The 21,551-nt window shown below is 41.8% G+C and carries 17 protein-coding genes; 4 read left to right on the top strand and 13 right to left on the bottom strand.

Annotated elements, in window-relative coordinates; genetic code table 11:
- Positions 1-21: 21 nt before the first annotated feature.
- From DFO73_RS29280 to DFO73_RS11010, 10 genes are all read right to left on the bottom strand, one after another.
- A complete protein-coding gene (locus tag DFO73_RS29280) occupies positions 22-156 on the bottom strand; it encodes a hypothetical protein (protein WP_258309396.1) in 135 nt (44 codons plus the stop codon).
- 59 nt (positions 157-215) lie between these two features.
- Positions 216-1,721, bottom strand: coding sequence for an amidase (locus DFO73_RS10965; RefSeq protein ID WP_110064836.1), 1,506 nt, complete (start codon positions 1,719-1,721; stop codon positions 216-218).
- Positions 1,722-1,927: 206 nt separating this feature from the next.
- Complete coding sequence (locus DFO73_RS10970) at positions 1,928-3,052, bottom strand: DEAD/DEAH box helicase (protein ID WP_110064837.1); 1,125 nt, start codon at positions 3,050-3,052, stop codon at positions 1,928-1,930.
- Positions 3,053-3,170: 118 nt separating this feature from the next.
- Positions 3,171-6,701: a bifunctional 2',3'-cyclic-nucleotide 2'-phosphodiesterase/3'-nucleotidase gene (locus DFO73_RS10975; RefSeq protein WP_258309397.1), complete on the bottom strand. Its 3,531-nt coding sequence runs from the start codon at positions 6,699-6,701 to the stop codon at positions 3,171-3,173.
- A 785-nt stretch (positions 6,702-7,486) separates the two neighbouring features.
- Positions 7,487-8,971, bottom strand: a complete 1,485-nt coding sequence (locus tag DFO73_RS10985) for an aldehyde dehydrogenase family protein (protein WP_110064838.1) — start codon at positions 8,969-8,971, stop codon at positions 7,487-7,489.
- A 60-nt stretch (positions 8,972-9,031) separates the two neighbouring features.
- Complete coding sequence (gene dapA, locus DFO73_RS10990) at positions 9,032-9,922, bottom strand: 4-hydroxy-tetrahydrodipicolinate synthase (protein WP_110064839.1); 891 nt, start codon at positions 9,920-9,922, stop codon at positions 9,032-9,034.
- A 31-nt stretch (positions 9,923-9,953) separates the two neighbouring features.
- On the bottom strand, positions 9,954-11,381 hold the full coding sequence (nhaC, locus tag DFO73_RS10995; RefSeq protein WP_110064840.1) for a Na+/H+ antiporter NhaC: 1,428 nt from the start codon (positions 11,379-11,381) through the stop codon (positions 9,954-9,956).
- A gap of 48 nt (positions 11,382-11,429) precedes the next feature.
- A complete protein-coding gene (locus tag DFO73_RS11000) occupies positions 11,430-12,383 on the bottom strand; it encodes a proline racemase family protein (protein WP_110064841.1) in 954 nt (317 codons plus the stop codon).
- Complete coding sequence (locus DFO73_RS11005; RefSeq protein ID WP_110064842.1) at positions 12,380-13,417, bottom strand: proline racemase family protein; 1,038 nt, start codon at positions 13,415-13,417, stop codon at positions 12,380-12,382. The genes DFO73_RS11000 and DFO73_RS11005 overlap by 4 nt, the downstream gene beginning before the upstream one ends.
- Positions 13,414-14,592, bottom strand: coding sequence for an NAD(P)/FAD-dependent oxidoreductase (locus DFO73_RS11010; RefSeq protein WP_110064843.1), 1,179 nt, complete (start codon positions 14,590-14,592; stop codon positions 13,414-13,416). Before DFO73_RS11010 ends, DFO73_RS11005 begins: the two co-directional genes overlap by 4 nt.
- A gap of 160 nt (positions 14,593-14,752) precedes the next feature.
- On the opposite strand from DFO73_RS11010, the gene DFO73_RS11015 reads away from it, so the two are divergent.
- The 4 genes from DFO73_RS11015 to DFO73_RS11030 all read left to right on the top strand — a co-directional run bounded on the left by DFO73_RS11015 (position 14,753) and on the right by DFO73_RS11030 (position 18,361).
- Positions 14,753-16,423, top strand: coding sequence for a sigma-54 interaction domain-containing protein (locus DFO73_RS11015; protein WP_110064844.1), 1,671 nt, complete (start codon positions 14,753-14,755; stop codon positions 16,421-16,423).
- A gap of 95 nt (positions 16,424-16,518) precedes the next feature.
- The gene (locus tag DFO73_RS11020; RefSeq protein WP_110064845.1) at positions 16,519-16,785 is read left to right on the top strand and encodes a (2Fe-2S)-binding protein; all 267 of its coding nucleotides are present in this window, start codon (positions 16,519-16,521) and stop codon (positions 16,783-16,785) included.
- Entirely contained in the window at positions 16,782-17,114 is a 333-nt protein-coding gene (locus tag DFO73_RS11025; protein WP_110064846.1) for a (2Fe-2S)-binding protein, read from the top strand. Before DFO73_RS11020 ends, DFO73_RS11025 begins: the two co-directional genes overlap by 4 nt.
- Positions 17,111-18,361 carry an NAD(P)/FAD-dependent oxidoreductase gene (locus tag DFO73_RS11030; RefSeq protein ID WP_110064847.1) on the top strand — a complete coding sequence of 417 codons (1,251 nt, stop codon included), beginning with the start codon at positions 17,111-17,113 and terminating at the stop codon, positions 18,359-18,361. Before DFO73_RS11025 ends, DFO73_RS11030 begins: the two co-directional genes overlap by 4 nt.
- An 81-nt stretch (positions 18,362-18,442) precedes the next feature.
- Here DFO73_RS11030 and DFO73_RS29810 read toward each other — a convergent pair whose 3' ends face one another.
- The 3 genes from DFO73_RS29810 to DFO73_RS11045 form a co-directional block, all read right to left on the bottom strand.
- A complete protein-coding gene (locus DFO73_RS29810) occupies positions 18,443-18,526 on the bottom strand; it encodes a helix-turn-helix domain-containing protein (RefSeq protein ID WP_110064848.1) in 84 nt (27 codons plus the stop codon).
- A 286-nt stretch (positions 18,527-18,812) separates the two neighbouring features.
- Positions 18,813-20,048, bottom strand: coding sequence for an ATP-binding protein (locus DFO73_RS11040; protein ID WP_110064849.1), 1,236 nt, complete (start codon positions 20,046-20,048; stop codon positions 18,813-18,815).
- Between the two features lie 228 nt (positions 20,049-20,276).
- The gene (locus DFO73_RS11045) at positions 20,277-21,410 is read right to left on the bottom strand and encodes a zinc-dependent alcohol dehydrogenase (RefSeq protein WP_110064850.1); all 1,134 of its coding nucleotides are present in this window, start codon (positions 21,408-21,410) and stop codon (positions 20,277-20,279) included.
- Between the last annotated feature and the right edge of the window lie 141 nt (positions 21,411-21,551).

The following is a 21,551-nucleotide window of genomic DNA, read 5'->3' on the forward strand; positions in this document are numbered from 1 at the left end:
CTGAAAGAGGATTTTTTATCGTTAGTCTTGTACGTTGTTTTCTTTCTTTTCTTTGCTTCCGGTTGTGAATTCGACGAGCTCTTCACTTGTCCTTTGCGGTCTGTGTTTATTGTTGTTGCGCTGTGCGTTTCCATTTCCTTTTTTGGTTCTGCCCAAATTTCTCACCTTCTCCTTTTTTCTTTTTTCAAAAGTAGTATGAGTATTATGGCAGACTGTTATTCTTTTTTAATGCTTACGACAAACTCCGAGCTCCGGGGCTTTTCTTTTCTTTTCTTTGTCGCCTGCTCATAAGCATAAGCAAGTTTAATTAGGGAAGGTTCACTATAGGCAAGTCCAGTAAAGGTAATTCCCACAGGTTCACCTTCTGGCGTATATCCGGCTGGAACCGTGATGGATGGATATCCTGCTTTTGCAGGAATACTCGCTCCAAAATTATTTGGAAATACAATTGCATCCAGATTATGCTCTTTCATAACATGGTCGATGCCCTGTTCCGTTGATAAATAAATGTCCTTCTCCAAAGAGGAGATATAAGCTTTTTCAGTAAGATCTCCGCTTGTTTCTTCCGATTCCTTTAAAATGGTTTGGCCATATTTTAAGGTTTTTTCACTGTTCTTTTCATTAAAATCAATGACATCGGCCAGTGAGCGGATATTTAGATGCGGTGCGACAGTACGCAGATAGGCATTCAGATCTGCCTTAAATTCGTATGTCAGCACATCATAGCTCCATTCCGCTTTTGCAGAAGGAATCACTACTTCCTCCACTACCTCTGCTCCAAGCATCTTCAATTGGGCAACCGCCTCATTCATGACTAAGAGCTTCTCTTTGCTTAAATACTCAAAATAAGTCTCCCTCGCAATTCCGATACGTGCTCCTTTCAGGCCATCTTGATCAAGATATCCTGTAAAATCTCTGTTCTGCAAATCCAGATTCGTTAACGTTATCGGGTCATTCTCATCATATACTGCCAGCACACTCAGTAAAATAGCTGCATCTTTAACTGTTCTTGCCATTGGCCCAGCTGTGTCCTGGCTATGGGCAATCGGGATAATGCCAGTTCGGCTAACGAGCCCGACAGTCGGCTTAAGGCCCACAAGGGAGTTCTGGCTAGCCGGGCTTAGAATGGAACCCGATGTCTCGGTTCCAATTGCTGCAGCAGCAAAGTTGGCTGCCACAGCTGCTCCTGAGCCGGCGCTCGAACCGCCGGCATCAAACTTGCCGGGACCATAGGGGTTAAGGGTTTGGCCGCCTCTTGAGCTATATCCGTTTGGCATGCCCTCTGTCATAAAATTGGCCCATTCCGTCATATTCGTTTTCCCCAGAATAACGGCACCTGCTTTCCTTAATTGAGCTGCCACAAATGAATCTTTTTGTGCACAATGATCCTTCAATGCAAGAGAACCTGCACTCGTATGCATTTTATCTCCAGTATCAATATTATCCTTTAGTAAGACAGGAATTCCGTGAAGAGCGCTTCTCGGACCCTGCTTCTTTCTCTCTGCATCAAGGGCAGCCGCTATATGCAAAGCATCCGGATTTATTTCCAGAACGGAATTGATCGCAGACCCCTGCCTATCCATCTGCCCGATTCTCTGCATATATAACAGGACGAGTTCCTTGGAAGTAACCTCCCCGCTCTCCATCCTTTCCTGCAATTCATCTATCGTAGCTTCAAGCAATATTTCATCATGAAATATTTTCAGCCTTGGATTCTCCATATTAGTGCACCTCTCATTCTTTAGGTTATTAAAGTCTCTATTTTTAAATATTCGGCACACTAAACAGATTTCCTTTTTATAACAAGCTCTGTTAAACTTCGGTGTTGATTTCCGCTGCAGGCACTCAGCGAACCGCGGCTATAAAAAATAGTACCAGGTACCTATACCAGTTGGACGGACTGGTATAGGTACCTGGTACTGTGTTTTTAAACGATTTCGCCGCCGCGCATAACCTTCTTCTCTGCGGTTTGGCCGAGCTCTTTGGTAAATTTTTTGAGTTCTCGTTCTTCTCTTTCGGTGACGAGGGAGATGACCGTTCCGCTTGCGCCGAATCTACCTGTTCTGCCTGAACGGTGGACGTATTGGTTAATATCTTTCGGGAAATCGAAATGAACAACATGGGTAACTCCCTTGATATCTAATCCACGTGCCGCCACATCAGTTGCAATCAGCATATTGGTTTTTCCGGTCCGGAAATTTTTGATCGCTTTTTGCCGGTCAAATTTACTTAAATCGCTATGAAGGGTGCTGGAGGCAATATTTTTAAAATCAAGCTTCTCCGCCATCACGGTCAGGTTTCCGATATCCTTTACAAAAACCAGAGTCTTAATTCCTTCAATCCTTGAGATCTTTTCAAGCATTTTAATTTTGTCCCTGGCTTCGGCCACAAAATAAATATGGTCGACAGCTGCAGCATCGATCGTTTCATCTTTTTCAACACGGATCACTTTAGCATCTGCAGTCAATTCTTTGGCAAGCTTTTCAATAACCGGCGGAAGTGTAGCTGAGAACAGCATGGTCTGGCGTTCTTTCAGCGTTGACTTAACAATATTTTGGACTGTCTGTGTGTGTTCGGGCACCAATAGCTGGTCCCCTTCATCCAGAACAACCGTCTTTACTTCATGCATTTTCAGTTTTTTCTGCTTTATTAGTTCAAGAACTCTTCCCGGTGTACCCAAAGCGATATGCGGATGCTTCTTTAATTTTTCAAGCTGCCTTTTTACATTGGCTCCACCGATAAAAGAAGCCGCTTTAATGCCGCTTCCCTCCGCCCATTTTTGGATCTCCTGGAGAATTTGCATCACAAGCTCCTGGGAAGACGCTAAAATAACTGCCTGTACTGCCTGTTTATCCGGATCAATTTTTTCAAGAACCGGCAGCAAGTAAGCAAGTGTCTTGCCTGTTCCGGTTGGGGATTCTGCGATAATATCCTTTCCTTCCAAGGCCGCCGGGATCGCTTCTGTCTGAATTGTCGTCGGCTGGGCAAATGCGGACTTTTTCCATGCCTCCTGGATAAATGGCTTCATATTTTCAATAAGAGATTGTGTCATAGGTAACTCCTTTTATTGTGTAAAATAATCTTTGTCATCTGCAAATGTTTTCTAGCCTATAGTATATCCGATTCTGAAAGAAAAGAGTACCAGCATATACAGCCGGTACTCTAACAGATTATTTATTTAATTTTGTAATTCTGCCTTCAACTGCTGGATTTACCTCTTCATTGGCTTTAATATAGTTGATTAAAGCATCTAGGTCAACAATATCGACTGTACGGTTTTTGCCGTTTAGAAGTACGCTATAGCCGTCCCCGCCATCTGCCATATAATTGTTAACTGTTACTGTATATTCCATATTAGGATCAATAGCAGTACCATCATTTTTAACTAAAGAAACAATACGGTTGCCCGCTTCTTTTGAAGAATCATACGTCACCTTTATGCCAGAAACGTGCATGATTCTTTCTTTTGAACCCCACTGCTGTTCAAAAAGCTCTTTAATTTGGGCACCGGTCAATGTCAATGTTACCAAGTCATTGCCAAATGGCTGTACAGTAAAGGCTTCTTTCCAAGTAATCTCACCTGCATCGATGCTTGCACGGACCCCGCCTGAGTTCATGAAGGCAAAATCTGTTCCGGTTTGCTCAATCATGGAATCCGCAATCAAGTTACCCATTGGCGATTCTCCATCAGCATTAGTCTCTCTGCTGACTCCTATTGAAGTATAGCCAATCACTTCATTTAAAATAGGGGCAACATCAGCAATATATGTGTCAAGCATTTGCTTAATTTCAACATCAGGTTCAATATCGCGAGTTGTATTCACAATTTCAGCTTTTTTAGCCACAATATCTTTCGTAACTGGATCAATCGTTAAATCAACATCAGAAAAGGCAGTTCCATAGGAATAGGATTGAACAAGTAACTTGCCGTCAACCACTGTATTTGTATATTGGTGATTATGGCCGCCGAACAAAACATCTACTTCATCATCAACTGCATTTGCAATATCAACCAGTTCCTCTTGAGGGTTAGACCCATCCAAACCAGATTTTGCAGGATTATGAGTAATGACTACAATGGATTTGATACCTTCCTTTTTTAGCTCTGCAGTGTACTTATTAATCGCTTCCGCTTCATCTGTGAACTCTACCCCTGCTGTCCCGCTTGGAGTAACGATAGATGGGGTATCGGAATATGCAATACCGATAAAAGCGATCGGAACACCGTTTACTTCTTTAATTTCATATGGGGCAAGGATCGGTTCCTTTGTCACTGAGTCCACTACGTTGGCAGCGACATAAGGAAAGTTTGCACCCTCAAACTCACCATATTTTTCTACGGTATTAGGATGGCTTCCACCATTAATTAAGCGAAGCATCTCCTCAACACCTTCGTCAAACTCGTGATTGCCAACTGTCCCCAAATCAAACCCAATTTCATTTAACATTTTAATTGTTGGCTCATCCTGAAGAAGAGCTGAAACAGGAGAACTCGCGCCTACTGCATCACCAGCATGGAGCATAAATGTATTAGGGTTTGTTGCTTCCCGCTGCTTTAAGTGTGCAGCTAAATACTCTACGCCGCCTGCATTTAAGCTTGAACTAAATGTATCAAGCTGTCCATGAAAGTCGTTAATGCCTAACAGCTGGACATCGAATGGTTCATTATTTTCATCTGCAACAGGAAACTGAAGAGAGTATTTTCCGAAACCATTGCTTGCTTCACCTACATAATTGATTCCGCTGTTTTCAGCAATTGCATCTTTTGCCTCTGGAGAAGATTCAAATGTTACGTTTACTTCTCCAGTTACCGGTGCAAATGACCAGTTTGAATCAGCAGAAGGATCAATGGTTTGTTCTTCGCGGATATAATCAATGATTGCCTGGCGATTTTCATCCGGATAGAGCTCTACTGCCGTATTATTTCTGACGCCAGGGAAGTTTCCGCTTGCACGATAGTTGTTTGTAACAACAATAAATTCCTGATCGAGATCAATTGGAGCTCCATTATATTGCAGGTTTTTAATTCTGCTTGCATCAGGATTTACCAGCTTGCCATCTTTATCGTACTTGGCTGGTTCTGTAACGTCGATTTCATATGTTACACCATCAATTACATCATAGTTATAGGTAGGGAAATCATTATTAATAAGTGACTGCTCTCCTGCCTCATTTTCATTAACCTGATTGAACTGGCCTGCAGACATTTCAAGCCATTCTTTTACGTCGGATCCTTTAATTTTTACAGTTGCCACTGTATTTGGGTACAAGTAAAGGTCGGCTACATTTTTAATGGCAATTGTGCCTTCAGGGATATAAGTATAGTAGCTGGCGCCATTCCGTCCGCCTGCTTTAAACGGTGCTCCCGCAGAAAGCACTGGCGTACTTTCGTCTGCTGTCCCTTTTAATTGCTTTTCGATATACCATTTCTGGGCATTCGTTACAATTTGAATAGATGGATCATCTTTTACAAGCGCAAAGTAGCTATGAATATCAGCAGTTGTTTCGCCTACAGGCTGGCGAACGTAATTGACAGTGCCCTCATGTTCTTCCTTTACGGCTTCTAAAATGGCAGGATCAGCATCAGCAAGGCTTTCCTTAACGGTTGCTCCGGCCTCATTTTTGTAGCTTTTAAAAATAGCTCTTACTGTTGAATCGGAATCCTTAACCTTCCACTTGCCCTTTTCCTTTACAACCGTCAGATCCATAACTCCAAGCTGATTGCCCCAGTTGCCTGGCATAATAAACGGAACTCCGTTTACTGTTCCCTTTTCAGGGTTAACTCCAGGCAGATCGGTAAAATCGCCCGGGAAGGTTTTATGGTTGTGACCCGAAATAACCGCATCAATACCATCTACCTTTGTTAAGTCATAAGCGGCGTTTTCTTCCATCTCCGTATAAGCAGCATCACCCATTCCGGAGTGTGCAAGCGCGATAATAAGGTCCGCGCCTTCTTCCTTCATCTTAGTAATATTGGATTCTACTGATTTAACGATGTCTTTTGTTATGACTTTCCCGTCAAGATTGGCTTTATCCCATTGGGTAATTTGCGGCGTAACTGCACCAATTACCCCAACCTTGATCACTTGGGTTCTGCCTCTTTCATCTACCACTTTTTTATTGATAATTTTATATGGTTTAAAGTAGTTTTCATCATTTGTCGGATCATTATCTTGATCGTCCTTATAAACGTTTGCATTTACATAAGGAAATGGGGAATCATCAAGAACTTCATCCAGATAGTCCAGTCCGTAGTTAAATTCATGGTTTCCTACTGTTGCAGCATCATAGTCTAAAAGCTTCATAGCTTTAAAGACCGGATGAACTTCCCCGTCCTCAAGCTTGTCCACTTTCGCTTTGTAATCACCGAGTGGATTTCCTTGAATTAAGTCACCATTATCAAATAATAGAGAGTTCCTTACTTCCTCTCTGGCTTGTTTAATCAAAGTAGCAGTTTTGGCAAGTCCAAATTCAACAGTTTCCATATCTTTGTAATAGTCATAGTTATATAGATGCGTATGAATGTCTGTCGTACCTAAAATACGAAGTTTTACTTCATGACTGTATTTTTGCTCTTGTTTTCCGGCATGGTCGGGCTTAGCAGCCATGACAGAGTCATATGAAATAGGAAAAGCTAAAACAGATAACGCCATGGTAGTGGCCATAACCGTTTTGCCAAATTTGCGCATAGGCTTTTTCAAAAAAATACATCTCCTTGCAAATTAGTAGAATTGGATTATATCCATTCTCAATTTTATCTATTTTTTGACTTATTTGAGAATGAGTAAATAGTGGTGATTATAATAGTGAAATTATTAAGTTTCCGTAAAAAACAGGGCCTATATCCCTAATAAAAAACAGCATCCGAAACGGATGCTGTTTTTTTCAAATTATTTAACTATACCTGCCCTTGGATCCCAGTATTCTCTCAAAAAAAATAAATGAATCTAAATCCTCCTTGGTATGCTTTACACTGAAGCTATTTTCAAAAGATATGTCTTAGGCTTGATCTTCACTTTCTCCTTTGGCTACATCCAGGCCAACGACTGGATTCATTAATTATCTCTCCCTCAGTTTTACTTACCAGTATTCCTTATACCTTTCTGTAGTTCCATAGCTTCGCTTAGTTTGCGAGATTATATGTCCCAACCAGCCTCAAACATCATTCTACAAATAGGGTGCGAACAGTTAAGTTGTCGAGATCCTACTCCCACGCACCCGTTTGTTCTACCCTGGCTAACTGAACTTCCTTCTTCCTCTGTTTTTTTGCCGTAGAGTATGTTAATCCATCTATTCCTCAACCATTTTTTAACTTCACTTTACTGTAATCGGTCTACTTTATATCGAGAAACATCCAATAATAAATCTTAATGTCCTCTTTCTTCGTCTTTTTACCGGCAGAAACTTGAGTTTTTAGGTGTTTGGCTGCATTAATATCCTGCTGAGAAAATAGTAGACATTGAAAGAAAAAGCTTTTGTTAATACATTACTTCAGGTTTACCCAAACACTTTTCACTTCCGTATAGTTATCCAGTGCATATGATCCCATTTCTCGTCCAATGCCTGATTGCTTATAGCCTCCAAATGGTGCTGCTGCATCTTCAAGATTATAATCATTAATCCATACGGTTCCAGCTTTAAGAGCATTAGCGACTTTATGGCCGGTCTTAATGTTTTCCGTCCAGACACCCGCTGCAAGGCCATATGGTGTATTATTTGCTCTTTCGATCACTTCGTCGACTGTATCAAATTTAAGCACACAAACAACCGGACCGAAGATCTCTTCTTTTGCGATCGTCATATCGTCTGTTACGTCAGCGAAGATTGTCGGCTGTACAAAATACCCTTTATCGAAGGCTTTTTCACCTCCTGCTGCTACTCTTGCCCCTTCCACTTTACCTTTTTCAATATAATCAAGGACACGCTCCTGCTGTTTCTTTGAAACGAGCGGACCCATTTCCGTACCATTATCCATGCCAGCACCAAGCTTCACGTTATTCGCCATTTCCGCTAATTCCTTAACTACTTGGTCATAGTGCTTGCTATGGACGAATATCCTGGAGCCTGCACTGCAATTTTGGCCATGGTTATACATGATTCCGTTGAAGGCACCTGGAATGGCTTCAGATAAATCTGCATCCTCCAAAATAATATTTGGGGACTTTCCTCCGAGCTCCAATGTAACATTTTTTATCGTTTCAGCGGCCTGGCGCATAATATATTTCCCAGTCACGGTTGAGCCTGTAAAAGCCACCTTTTCTACATCCTGATGATTCACAATTGCAGCACCAGCTGTCTGGCCAAAACCAGGAACAAAATTAACAACTCCATCAGGGAAGCCAGCTTCCTTAAATAACTGTGCTGTGTATAACAGTGACAATGGAGTCTGTTCAGCTGGTTTTAGGACAATCGTACATCCGGTTGCAAGCGCTGCGCCCATTTTCCAGGCTGACATAACTAAAGGATAGTTCCACGGTATAATTTGGCCGACAACACCAATTGGTTCATGCCTAGTGTAATTTAAATAGTCTTTAGAGATCGGAAATGTCTGCCCAAGAATTTTCGTTGCCCATCCGGCATAGTAACGGTAGTGCTCCACTGTTGCTGGTATGTCATCCTGAAGTGCAACCTGATAGGACTTTCCATTATCGAGAGCTTCTAATTGTGCCAGTTCTTCTTTGTTTTCATCAATCAGATCGGCTAATTTATAAATTAAGTGCGCCCGTTTTGCTGCATTAAGATTTGGCCATACTCCCTTTTCAAATGCCTGGCGGGCTGCTTTGACCGCCAAATCAATATCTTCTTCCTGAGCTTCACTGACGGCCGCAAGAACTTCTTCTGTTGCAGGATTAACTGTTTCAAATGTTTTGCCGCTTACGGAAGGGACAAATTGGCCATTGATAAAAAGGCCGATATCTTCTTCCAAGAATGCTTTTACCTTTGGCTTCAATTCGATTTGAGCAGTTAACATGTTTTTTCCTCCTTATTTTACTAGGTGAAGAGAGCTGCTTCCCTCACCCAGCATTCGTTTTTAAAATTGTGAAACAGCAGATAGGTTAGATAGAATATCTTTTAGCTTTTGGTCTTCCTCAGGCGTTAATCCAAGGCGAGGGTAACGGGAAGGCCCTCCAGCTTGGCCTGTTAGCTCCATTGCTCTTTTAACGATTTGCACATATTTTCCTGACCCTTCAAGGAAAGCGCAAAGCGGCAGAATGCGGTCATTAATCTCCCATGCTTTCTCTAATTCACCATTTTGGAAATGGTTGAACATATCTGTCACTAGCTTTGGAACAACATTGCCAGCTACAGAAATCCAGCCTGTTGCACCAACCAAATAAGATTCCATCACCAATTCCTCTGCACCGCAAAAAATTTCGGTGCTTCCTAGTCTGGAAAGATCACGCACTTTACGGATATCCCCGCTTGATTCTTTAATATGAGTAACCTTTTCACACTCTTTGCTAATCTTCAGCATGAGTTCGGTACTCATATCAACACCAGACGTAAATGGATTGTTATAAAGCATGATTGGGATATTCACAGAATCAGAGACTTCTTTAAAGTGATAATAGATTTCCTCTTCCTTGGGCTTCATGTAATAAGGATTAATAATAAGTGCGCAGTCTGCACCGCTTGCTTCCGCTTGTTTCGTATATTCAATCGTTTCCTTTGTTGTTTCAGCTGCCGTACCAACAATAACTGGCAGACGGCCATTCACTTCTTTTAATACTGTTTCAACCATTTGGAACTTTTCTTCTTTTGATAAACTAACGAATTCTCCTGTACTCCCGTTAATGACTAATCCAGCTACCCCTTGGTCTGCAAAATAATTTACATTATTTTTTACTCCGCCCCAATCAATCTCCTGGGCTTTATTCATTGGGGTAATTAAAACAGGATATGCTCCTCTAATACTGGTCATTTTTTTTCCTCCTATTTATAGAATATTTTCATCAAAGATTAATAGCTTTATTTTCAGATATACTTTGATTGGTTGGCTCACTTTCCGTATACCAAATAAACTTATTTGTATATCCATAAAGGATAGCGATTGCTAAGGCAATAAAGTTAAACCAAAGGAACGGCAAATAAGCTAAAGTCGTGACACCTAATACGGTTGCCATGTAGACCCCTCCATCACTCCATGGAACCATCGGGGTTGTCAGTGTTCCGCCAGATTCTGTGTTCCGTGATAATACTCTTCTATCAATCCCGAGGCGATCGTAATTTTTCTCGGTAATTTTGCTGGCAGTAATGATCGATACATAAGCTGCCCCTCCGAAAAAGTTGCCGAAAAACCCTGCGATAATGGTTGATAAAGTCACATTGCCGGAGTTATTAGCCCAGGAAAGCATCTTATTGCATATCACCTGTAAAATGCCAATATGCTCCATTAATCCGCCAACACCTAGTGCAAAAAGGATCAGCACAATTACTTCAAGCATGGAGACGATTCCCCCGCGATTCAATAGATTGTCTATAAAATCGACGCCTGATTCAATGGCAAACCCATTATAGGACGTTTTAATAGAGTCCAGCATGGACATATCCTGAAACAGGAATGCCCAAAGAGATCCCAACAAGGCGCCAAAAGCGATTGTAGGAATTGATGGCATCTTCATAGCCAGCATGATTATGACAATTGCGGCCGGAATCAGCATGTACCAAGAGACGCTAAAATGAGTTTGAAGAGAATCCATAGTGGCTTCTGCCCGGCTTAAATCTCCGCTCCCATTTACATAGAAAAAGCCAGTTAATAAAAATAGTATTCCTGTAATAATCCAGGCAGGGGTACTGACATAGAGCATTGACTTAATATGTTCAACAAGATTAACTTTCGAAAGGGAGGCTGTCATGACCGTTGTATCTGACAATGGCGATAGTTTATCCCCCACATAGGCACCAGAAATGACTGCACCCGCAACTAGTTCAATGGGAATGCCAAAGCTATGGCCGATCCCCATCATAGCGATTCCTGCTGTTCCTGCTGTACCGAAAGATGTACCTGTAGCCAGTGATGTTACTGTACAGATGGCAAATGCAGCAAATAGAAAAATAGTCGGGTTAATGATCGTCAACCCGTAATAGATAATACTTGGAACAATTCCGCCCGCAATCCATGTACCAATTAGCGCACCGACTGTCACTAAAACTAAAACTGCTTCAAGTCCGTTATTAATTCCATTCAATATGCCCTTCTGCATTTCTAAATATCTGTAGCCGATTTTCAAACCGACAAGCATTATCACAAACCATGAAACAAAAAGTGCCAGTTGAATCGGAAGTCCAATTCGAGCAACAAACAGATACATGATGACCACAAAGCTCACTAATACAAACATTACCTCTGCCATAGTGGGAAGCCTTTTTTTATCAGCCATAAGATTCCTCCTTTAATCTATTGAAAACAGTCACAATAATCAGAACTCTTATTTTAATAAAAATCCATCGTATAAAGGGTCTGTCGGATCTAAAACAAATGTCTGCATACCTGTAATAAAGCCCCTGGTTGTCACTTTACACTGGTAGCTCCCATCTATTTCCTGGACTATTTTCAACTCAAGCCTGCCGCCGTAAATACTTTCATTAACAACAGGTTCCTCAAGTCCGATACCGCTGCAATGAATGCTGCTTGCAAGACACGCCGCTCCCGGCCCAAAGCCGGGTGACCGGACGATGTAGCCGTCCTCCCGAAAGGTAATGGACTTCAGTTTGTTTTCTTTAAGAGCTGAATCATCCATTAAAATGACACCTTTTGCAGAAGTTGATGATCTCAAAGCTTCAATAGCAGCTTGTCCCCATCTCTTTAATCCGGAAAGCTCTTCAACAAGGATCCTTGGTGATGCATCTTTCTGATTAAATACCGCATATAATTCACCTGCCTGCACAAGCGAATAGGTTGCTCTGGAACCTTCCAGAGACAGCGGCACATTTCTCTGGATAACTTTACTTGGTTCTAATTTTATTGATACAGAAATCACTTCATCCTGTTCCATAACTGCCTTAACGGCTACGACACCGCTGATGGTTTCAATGTTATATTCATGTGATGTTTGAGGCTGCAGCTGCCCGCATTCCAGCAGAGCTGTGATAACAGCCGCCACACCGCCATACTGAAGGGGAACTGGTCCTTCATGATTGAAGAACACGACTGCTGCATCTGCTTCAAGGCTAATAGGAGGAACAACAAGACAGCCATTTAAACCTGCAAACCCGCGCGGTTCTTTTAATAAAAAATTTATCTCTTCACCAAAAACATGAGGAAGCTGTTCTTGCAATTGTTCAAGGCTCTGATAATGTACAAATGGTGCACCGCTGATTATACGGAAGGCCTCTCCTGCAACATGTACGTCTGTTGTTGAATATGCCTTTTGTATTTTCATTTCACTTCCTCCGTTTCATGTTCCATCGGGGGTATCAGCAGAAATCCCTTTTTGAGTGGATCTTCTTCATGGTAAAAGAATCGGTGCATCCCCATTAACCAGGCAGAACCCGTGATTCTGGTTATAATAGCTTCAACACCTTCTACGCTAGCTGTATTCAGCACACTTCCCCGGAATAGTGAACCTACGATGCTTTCATGAACAAACTCTTCACCAATTGCAATCTGCTGATTAGCATAGAGCACAGCCAGCTTAGCAGAAGTGCCGGTTCCACAAGGAGAGCGATCAATTCCTCCAGGCGGAACAACCACTGTATTTTTCACATGTGCAGACCCATGAGATGGATCTGTATAAAACTCAACGTGAGTCAATCCTCTTATAAAGGGATACTGCGGATGAATAATTTCAGTTGCATCATTAATTGTATTACGAATATCGATAGCCCTCTCGATGATCATCGATGCATTTTCTGGCACTAACTCTAAGCCAATCGATTTTGCGTCAATGATTGCGTAGAAATTTCCTCCATATGCGATGTCTGCTTGAACTTGTCCAATTCCGTCCACATGGACCGAAACGGTTTTTATCAGAAATGCCGGTACATTACAAAAGGACACTTCCCTCGCTTTCCCTTCCTCCACCTTGATCTCCACTTCCACCAGGCCTGCAGGCGTATCCAATTTTAATGAAGTAACGGGCTCCTGGACAGGGATTAACCCTGATTCAACAAGAGCTGTACATACACCAATGGTGTCATGTCCACACATAGGCAAATAGCCGCCGGTTTCAATGTAAATTACACCAATATCGGCTTTCGGATGGCAAGGGGCCGTAATTAAAGCCCCCGACATGACATCATGACCACGAGGTTCATTCATTAGAAGCTGGCGAATCCAATCATACTCCCTCTTCATATGAAGCATTTTTTCCGACATCGTAGCACCTTTCAATTCAGGAAGTCCGCTAATTAAGGTCCTTGTCGGGTTGCCGCCGGTATGCGTATCTATCGTGGTAAACACTTTTTTTGCTCTCATCTGCTCAACACCTTTCCAGAGAAGCGATTATAGCTAAGCGGGTCAATAGGAATAGACGTTTTCTTCTTATTAATCATCTCTTCCACCAATTTCCCTGTAACGGCTGCAAGGCTGATGCCATCACCTTCATGGCCGGAAGCAATATAATAATTTGGAATTTCATCCACTCTTGAAACAATCGGCAAATGATCCTCTGTCCAAGGACGCAATCCTGCATAGGAGCGAATCACCATCATATCAGCCATTTTCGGATAAAAACGGATGGCCCGGTTTGCTATGCATTTAATAATCTCATTGTTAACTTTCGTATTAAACCCGACAAACTCCCTGCTGCTGCCGATTAAAAAGTTTTGGCTCTCTGTCGGTTCAAATACAAGAGCCACCCCATATTTTTCTGTCAGAGGATCGACTCTCCTCTCCCCGCCAAACTTGGAAATTAAGTATCCAAACTCCATTACTTTCCTAGAACCTACATGCTGCTGCCTCGAAGCCACGATTATATGGCCTTTTCTTGGCTCAATAGGAATCGAAAGATCCAGCATTCTTCCTAATCTTGGTGCCCAAACCCCAGCTGCATTGACAACGTGATCAGCAGTGAAGATTCCATTCGAAGTCTCAATTTTAAAAGAGCCTGTATCTTGTTGTTTTTTCATCGATTTCACTTCAGTTTGTTTGTATGCTTTTGCTCCCATCTTCTTCGCACCTTCAAGCAGAGAGAATGCTAGCAGATAAGGATTTACCGTTGAATCTGTAGCACACTCCAAACCACCCAACAAATCGTCCGCAAAGAAAGCTGATTCCTGGCGAATATCTTGCCTATCCAGCATCCTAAAGGGCAGTCCAGCGGCTTTTTGCCGGTTGACCCATTGTTGGGCTGCTTCCATCTCTTCGTCTGACTCGCAAACCAAGATGCTCCCCGGGGCCCGGTACTCAAAAGGCTGTTCCAACTCTCCGCTTAATTCATCTACAAGCTTTTGGCTAAGCAGCGACATTTGGCTATCAAAACCTGGATCTTTGTCTATGGCCAAAATATTCCCATCACAGCGTGAAGAGGTTCCGCTGACAAATTCTCCTTTTTCGAGAATCGTTACGTCTCTGCCTGATTTAGCAGCATAATAGGCAATCGAACATCCAATAATCCCACCGCCAATAATCAGAACATCACAATGATTCAATTTTTGATCCCCCTTTCATTTAACTTTTTCATTTTATAGAGATGCAAGTAGCGTGCCAAGCCGATTTCTCTATTAGAGATAAAATATTTAAAATTTTTAGACAACTAAGGTATAATAAATTTTACACTGTATAAATTTTTAGACACATTAAGGAGGCCCTATGCTTGTTTCTAGTCCCTCTGTGCAAAAAATAATGAAAAACAATTTTAGAAAAAATCTAAAGTGGGAGGTCACGCGTGAAGAAAGTGGAGACTATTGGATCTGCTTACCTGAAAAAGGTATAAAAACTTGCTGTGGTATTATTCAAGAAAATGATGAAATCGAAGCACTCGTCCCATTATTTAAGAGATATGATACTGTTGTTGTTCTTGATGAAAGCCACAATCCTGCAGGATATATTACCTCTTATGAAATGATGGAATATCTCTATGATTCAACGAAACAACTAAAAGCATTTTATGACACCGTCATTCAAACGACAGATTCATCGGTGACAGTTATTGATGCTGATGAGCGTGTGTGCACATGGACTGAGGGTGCAGAAAGGATATTTTCCGTCAACAAGCAAAAAATTATCGGCAGGAAAATTACTGATTTCTTTGAAAAAAACAAGCTCCAAATTCTTGAAACCTTACATACTGGAAAAAGAATTCGCAAGCAGCGTCATCAGGCACGATCCGATTTATTTGTCCTCATCAACTCTAATCCAGTTTATTTTAATCATAAAATTATCGGTGCTGTGGTCTCAGAAACAGATATTACCAATCAGGTTTTACTGAACGATAAATTATTTGACATGTCAGCAGAGGTGCATCGTTTAGAACAGGAAGTCGCTAAATTTAAGCATACTCATGACCCTTTTGAATCAATTAAAGGAAAAAGTCCTGGTCTTCAAAAAACCATTTATCTAGCAAAAAAAGTTTGTTCTGTTAAATCTACCGTTCTTATTTTGGGAGAAAGCGGCGTTGGTAAAGAAGTTTTTGCAAAAGCTATACATGAAGCCAGTGAAGGGTCGAAGTCCCCTTTTGTTTCTATTAACTGCGGCGCCATACCAGCTTCATTATTTGAAAGTGAGCTATTCGGCTATGAAAGAGGCGCATTCTCAGGGGCTGATCAGAGAGGTAAGAAAGGAAAAATAGAATTAGCAAAGGGTGGGACACTTTTTCTCGATGAAATTGGCGAAATGCCGCTGGAAATGCAGGTAAAGCTGCTGAGAGTTTTACAAGAGCGAAGGTACTTTCGCGTTGGCGGTGAAAAGGAAATTGATGCGGACTTCAGGGTTATCGCAGCCACAAATCGTAATCTGGAGGAGTTAATGAAAGAGGGACATTTTCGCGAAGACTTATTTTATCGTTTAAATGTTGTTAGTTTGCACATTCCTCCATTAAGGGAGCGGCGAGAAGATATTTACGAATTAAGCCATTACTTTTTAAACGATTTTTCGCTGATGTACCAGCGCCCAATCTATGAGTTTCCTCAAGATGTAATGGAGGAAATGCTTAATTATGAGTGGCCAGGCAATATTCGGGAACTCCGCAATGTAGCTGAAAGGCTAGTCGTTTTTGCTACTGATGGAATCATTCGGAAAGAATACCTGCCTTTTAATCAGAGTACATCAATCAGCACAGCCCCTTCTGTTAAACATTTTTCAGACAATGAACAAATGGACAGAGACATTAGATCATTGGAGCAGGAATTGGATGAACATGAAAGAAAAGTTATACAGCGTGCTCTGGATCTGGTTAAAGGAAATAAACTTGAATGCGCCAAGCAGCTTGGAGTGACCAGAGCTACCTTATATAATCGGCTGAAAAAGCTTGGTATGAAATAACAAATTCCGAAAGGTCTCGATAAATCATCTATCCCTCTTTATGTTGGTACGCTTTTTGCATGATATATGCATATCAAAGTGGAGGAGGAAATCCGATGACAAAAGAAATGATTATTTGCCGCTGCGAAGAAGTTACCTATGATCAGCTTTACTCTACTGCAGCTGAACATAAATGCTCAGCACGAGAATTAAAACTAAGATCAAGAGCCGGAATGGGCTTCTGCGGTGGACGAACTTGCAGAGTCGTTCTTGATCGAATAATTGAAAATGTTATTCCTGAAGTAAAAATGAGTGAAATACCGCTAAAATATCAGCCCCCAATTAGGCCAGTTACTTTTGGAACAGTAGGTGATAAACGATGAGGAGGATCATTCATCACCCTATTCTAGGAAATTTAGATGAGTATCATCCATGTTCCTTTTATTTTAATGGAGTAAAATATGAAGCACATGAAAATGAATCCATTGCAGCAGCACTTCTGGCAAATGGGATTAGAGCATTGCGTTTACATGAAGAAAGCGGATCTCCCCGCGGCATTTATTGCAATATTGGCCATTGTATGGAGTGCAGAGTAACGGTCAATGGACAGCCAAACGTCAGAGCCTGCCTTACACCTGTTCAAAAAAACATGGTTGTGGAAAGCGGCAAACAGCATCCTAATATTGTAAAAAGGATGGTGGAGAACCGATGAGAGACGTCATTGTCATTGGAGCAGGTCCGGCTGGTTTAGCAGGAGCCATTGCATGTGCCGGCTACGGACTAAAAGTAACAGTCGTTGATGAGTTTCTAAAGCCAGGGGGCAGATTACTGGGTCAGCTTCATGAAGAGCCTTCAGGTAAGTGGTGGAATGGAATCAAGGAATCCCACCGCCTTCACAGGGAAGCGGAAAACCTAATGGTTGAAATCCGCTGCGGCGCATCCGTTTATAATCTGGAGAAAAATGATGATATGTGGAACGTGCACACAAGCATGGGTACCCTGGAGGCACCGTATGTACTGGTTGCGACTGGAGCTGCAGAGTACCCTATTCCCATTCCCGGGTGGACGCTACCTGGGGTGATGTCGATTGGTGCTGCTCAAGTAATGACCAATGTCCACCGGGTCCAAGTTGGCAAAAAAGGGATTATTATTGGGGCAAATATTCTCGCTTTTGCTATTTTAAATGAATTACAGATTGCCGGCATACATGTTGACCGAGTGGTATTGCCGGAAAAAAATGAGTTGAGCCAAAAAGCTGGTGAACCAGAAGAAGTAATGAAATCTTTGCTGGGAGCCGCACACCTTGCCCCTTCTCCCCTTCTGCGGGCTGGCAGCAGATTAATGAAAAATGGCAACCTTAGAAGGATCGGGTTGAACTTTTACCCAAAGAAAGGCATGAACGTAAACGGTACCTCTCTTCAGCTTCGCAAAGCAGCCTTGGAGATCTTAGGAAATGACAAAGTTGAAGGTGTAAGAATTGCAGATATAGATTCATCCGGAAACATCGTACCAGGCTCAGACTCCATATATGATGCAGATTTCGTCTGCATTGCCGGAGGCCTGTACCCGCTGGCTGAACTCGTTGCGGTAGCTGGCTGCCCGTTTGAATACGTTCCTGAACTGGGCGGACACGTCCCTCTTCACTCGGATAAAATGGAAACCCCTCTTCCAGGACTCTTTGTAGCAGGAAATATTACAGGTATCGAAAGTGGTAAGATTGCAATAGCTCAAGGAACAACAGCGGGTTATTCAATTGTACTGCAGGCAAATGGTCGAAAGGAATCGCCTGGAGTCAATCAAATGCTTCAGGATGCTATCCAAAATGTTAAAACAGTCCGTAACCAAGCTTCTATTCAATTCAACCCCGATATTAAACGGGGCAGGGAAAAAATGAGCCAATTATGGGAAGAGAAGTACCCAGAAACTTACAGAGCCAATACTCAAAAAACAACTGGATAAACATAAGAATCAGCGGCCAGGCAACCGCTGATTTATTCTTATTGCAAACCTTAATGAAATACTAATGACTAATGCAGGCTGTTAGCATAAATGAAATTTATCAAGCTTCCGATAGAGAGTAGATAGGCTTGTCTGTAACTCTTGCGCAATTTTTTTCTTTGTCATTTTCCAGGGGTTTATCCGCTAAATAACTTTGAATCACTTTTTTCTCTTATTCAAGACCCTCTATAGACGTTTTGCAGGATTATATTAAATTCAAAATAGATGAAAAAGGCTTGAAGTCATGTCCTTCGGCGCAATATCCATTTTGAAAAAACTAGTATATATTATGTATAATTAATAGGTAAATAAACACTATTAACTCTCTTTTCTTTTTCCTTTCGATTATTGATCCTAAACGTGAATAGAGGATGTACAATAAAATGCACATCCCCTAATTTTTTGTCCATATTTATTTTTTTTGAATCAATGGAATGGTCACTTTTACAGCCGTCCCTTTCCCTACTTCGCTATCAAAAGCTATACTTCCATCATGTTCCTCAATGATTTGATTCGTAACCATCAGTCCCAAGCCGGTTCCATCTGACTTGGTTGTATAAAATGGGTCACCGATTCGTCCGATGTTTTCAGCTACAATACCGCAGCCTTCATCTTTCACGCGAATTAATACTTGCTGGCCATGGAGCATTCTTGCTGAGATCGAAATGGCTCCCCCATCAGGCATCGATTCGATGGCGTTCTTAACGAGATTAATAAACACCTGCTTCATTAACTTCTCATCACATTCGACTTTCGGAATATTTGCCAGGTCTTTTGTTTCAAATTGAATATTCTGATTGGAAGCCTGCTCCTTCATAATGGAAATGACGTAGCTAATCAGGCTGTTTAAATCTACTTTTTTAAACATTGGCTGTCTTGGCTTGCTCAGGAACATAAGGTCATCAGCAATCAGATTGATGCGGTCTATTTCCTCTATCATGATTTGATAGCGGCCGCGGTCTTCCGGATGTCTTTCCATCTGCAGCTGTGTAAAGCCTTTTAAAGCGGAAAGCGGGTTTCTTACTTCATGGCCCACTACTGATGCCATCTGTCCGACAGCAGCCAGTTTTTCGGTTTGCCGGAGCTCCTGGAAAACGTTTGTCAGCGATTGAATATAGGAATAGAAACGAATCAGAAGCACATAAGAAACACTTGAAAAAATGATCAGCAGCACGATGGGCACCATTACCCTTTGGCTGCCCAGCAGAAAGCCTAAAACAAGATACTTACTCACCATTCCCCCTGCGATAATCCAAAAATAACGCTTATTGACAAAGAGCGGAGCGAATAGGATAAAAAAAAGCTCTACAGCATTACCTGTCTGAAACTCTTTAGATTCACCAAAGTAAATCATCATGCTATTTGTAAAATCAATCAGGATAAAGCCGATAAAATATAAGTATTTTACCTTAAAGGGACTGTCTGTTTTTAAGAAGTATACCGCTGCCGGCAAAAGTCCGATAATGGCCATATAGTAGCCGAAGCCAAGCCCGCCTTGCGGAATCCCTGGGGCGCCCCCTGTATTGAGAGGAAGGAGATAATAATAAAATAAATCATATAGTGTAAAAATAAGATAAAACAGCCACATAAAAAGCCTGACTGCTTTTGTTTCTTCATTTATCAATGTCAGTTGACTAAAACCCTTCATAAAAAAGCTCCTCGATTAACCCTATTAAAATGATTCCAATAGCACTATTATAAACGGTTGAGCCCAGCCGTGTATATTGTCTTTCATTTTTAAGTGTTTTTTGCCACATAATCAAATAAAAAAACCGGCCCGCTAAATACGGACCGGCTGGTATAGATCATTCAGTTATTAACGCATTCAGACTGAACTAAATGTTCAAAAATCGGGCAAGACCGCAGAACCGATACATTACGGCTTTAAAATAACCTTTATACAGTCATCTTGATGGTCATTAAATATTTTATATGCGCGATCAGCTTCTTCCAATGGAATCTGATGTGTGATAATTGATTTCGGATCGAATTCCTTATTGTTGATTTTTTCGAACAGCTCTGGCATGTAATGCACCACCGGAGCCTGTCCCATTTTTATGGTGATGTTTCTTGAGAAAAACTCTTCAAGCGGGAACATATTATAAGTTAAACCATATACGCCTGTCAGCTGGACAGTTCCAAACTTTCTGACCGCTTTCGCGGCAATTTGAATAGGGCCAAGCGTTCCGCCCTGCAGCTTCAGCTTTTGCTCAACCTTTTCCACAGCGGATTTTTTGCCGTCCATTCCGACGCAATCAATGACCACATCTGCACCGCCCTGGGTGATTTCTTTTATATAAGTACCCATATCATCATATTTCGTAAAGTCATAAACTTCCACATCATTCGTTAGCTTAGCATGGTTCAGCCGATAATCCAGGTGATCAACGGCAATCACACGTTTGGCTCCTTTCATCAAGGCGAACTTTTGGGTCATCAATCCGATGGGCCCGCAGCCTAGGACTACAACTGTATCTCCCTTTTTCACACCAGAATGCTCCACGCTCCAATAAGCTGTTGGCAGTACGTCTGATAAAAAGAGAAGTGATTCATCCTCCAGCTCGCAGGATTCCGGTACAACAAAAGGCATGAAATTGCCAAAAGGCACTTTTAAGTATTCAGCCTGGCCGCCCGGGTGGTTTCCGTATTTTTCTGTGTAACCGAAGTACCCTCCTGCGTCTTTATGGGGATTGGAATTATCGCACTGGCTTTCCATTTCGTTCTGGCAGTAAAAGCAATGCCCGCATGAAACATTAAAGGGAATCACGACCCGATCGCCTTTTTTCACCCTCGTCACATCAGGACCTGTTTCTTCAACAATCCCCATTGGTTCATGCCCAATAATATAGCCTGGGCGCAGTGGCATATTTCCTTGATATAAGTGCAGATCTGAACCGCAAATGGCGGTTGAAGTAATCCTGACAATGATATCATCCCGTTTCTCAATCCTTGGATCCTCTACATTTTTCACTTGAATATCTTTAGCTCCCTGGTAGGTAACAGCTCTCATCTTTCACACTCCTTCAGCAATTTACTAGGCTTTACCCTGCCGGAAGGAAGGTTAACTCCATTAATATTCAAACCCAATTTGAAATATTTACCTATAATTAAAAGAATATTTTTTGAAAGATTAAAAGAAAGATTCCCGTTT

It is taken from the genome of Cytobacillus oceanisediminis (assembly GCF_003182355.1).
Classification (GTDB): Bacteria; Bacillota; Bacilli; order Bacillales; family Cytobacillaceae; genus Cytobacillus; species Cytobacillus oceanisediminis_A.

Bases quoted from the DNA above. Each gene is read 5' to 3' on its own strand.
- DFO73_RS11045 (WP_110064850.1), bottom strand. From the start codon at position 21,410: ATGAGAGCTGTTACCTACCAGGGAGCTAAAGATATTCAAGTGAAAAAT.
- DFO73_RS10985 (WP_110064838.1), bottom strand. From the start codon at position 8,971: ATGTTAACTGCTCAAATCGAATTGAAGCCAAAGGTAAAAGCATTCTTG.
- DFO73_RS10970 (WP_110064837.1), bottom strand. From the start codon at position 3,052: ATGACACAATCTCTTATTGAAAATATGAAGCCATTTATCCAGGAGGCA.
- DFO73_RS11025 (WP_110064846.1), top strand. From the start codon at position 16,782: ATGAGGAGGATCATTCATCACCCTATTCTAGGAAATTTAGATGAGTAT.
- DFO73_RS11020 (WP_110064845.1), top strand. From the start codon at position 16,519: ATGACAAAAGAAATGATTATTTGCCGCTGCGAAGAAGTTACCTATGAT.
- DFO73_RS11030 (WP_110064847.1), top strand. From the start codon at position 17,111: ATGAGAGACGTCATTGTCATTGGAGCAGGTCCGGCTGGTTTAGCAGGA.
- DFO73_RS29810 (WP_110064848.1), bottom strand. From the start codon at position 18,526: ATGACAAAGAAAAAAATTGCGCAAGAGTTACAGACAAGCCTATCTACT.
- DFO73_RS11015 (WP_110064844.1), top strand. From the start codon at position 14,753: ATGCTTGTTTCTAGTCCCTCTGTGCAAAAAATAATGAAAAACAATTTT.
- DFO73_RS10965 (WP_110064836.1), bottom strand. From the start codon at position 1,721: ATGGAGAATCCAAGGCTGAAAATATTTCATGATGAAATATTGCTTGAA.
- DFO73_RS11040 (WP_110064849.1), bottom strand. From the start codon at position 20,048: ATGAAGGGTTTTAGTCAACTGACATTGATAAATGAAGAAACAAAAGCA.
- DFO73_RS11000 (WP_110064841.1), bottom strand. From the start codon at position 12,383: ATGAAAATACAAAAGGCATATTCAACAACAGACGTACATGTTGCAGGA.
- DFO73_RS11005 (WP_110064842.1), bottom strand. From the start codon at position 13,417: ATGAGAGCAAAAAAAGTGTTTACCACGATAGATACGCATACCGGCGGC.
- dapA (WP_110064839.1), bottom strand. From the start codon at position 9,922: ATGACCAGTATTAGAGGAGCATATCCTGTTTTAATTACCCCAATGAAT.
- nhaC (WP_110064840.1), bottom strand. From the start codon at position 11,381: ATGGCTGATAAAAAAAGGCTTCCCACTATGGCAGAGGTAATGTTTGTA.